3 tRNA genes are annotated in these 351 nt (G+C 50.4%); all 3 read right to left on the bottom strand.

The annotated features are described in order from the left end of the window. Positions 1–30: 30 nt before the first annotated feature. A tRNA-Leu gene (locus DVG79_RS16015) sits at positions 31–117 on the bottom strand. Between the two features lie 61 nt (positions 118–178). Beyond that, positions 179–254 (bottom strand) — tRNA-Thr (locus DVG79_RS16010). Positions 255–269: 15 nt separating this feature from the next. Further along, positions 270–345: transfer RNA gene (locus DVG79_RS16005), tRNA-Val, on the bottom strand. Positions 346–351 lie beyond the last annotated feature (6 nt).

Raw genomic sequence — 351 nt, 5'->3', positions numbered from 1 at the left:
GGGGTAATTGATCAAACAGTTAAATTTAAATGGTACCGAGGGCCGGAATCGAACCGGCACGGGGAAACCCCCGCAGGATTTTAAGTCCTGTGCGTCTACCAGTTCCGCCACCCCGGCAGGGTGTTAAAAGGTAGCATCTACACTTTTTCAAGGTCGATGATGATATTTAAGGTGAAAATGGTGCCGGCAACAGGAGTCGAACCCGCGACCTACTGATTACAAGTCAGTTGCTCTACCAGCTGAGCTACACCGGCAAGTGTAATAAAAAATGGTGGAGGATGACGGGATCGAACCGCCGACCCTCTGCTTGTAAGGCAGATGCTCTCCCAGCTGAGCTAATCCTCCATATGT

It is taken from the genome of Exiguobacterium sp. RIT594 (assembly GCF_003339585.1).
Taxonomy (GTDB): domain Bacteria; phylum Bacillota; class Bacilli; order Exiguobacteriales; family Exiguobacteriaceae; genus Exiguobacterium_A.
This window is presented reverse-complemented; position numbering and strand designations above follow the sequence as displayed.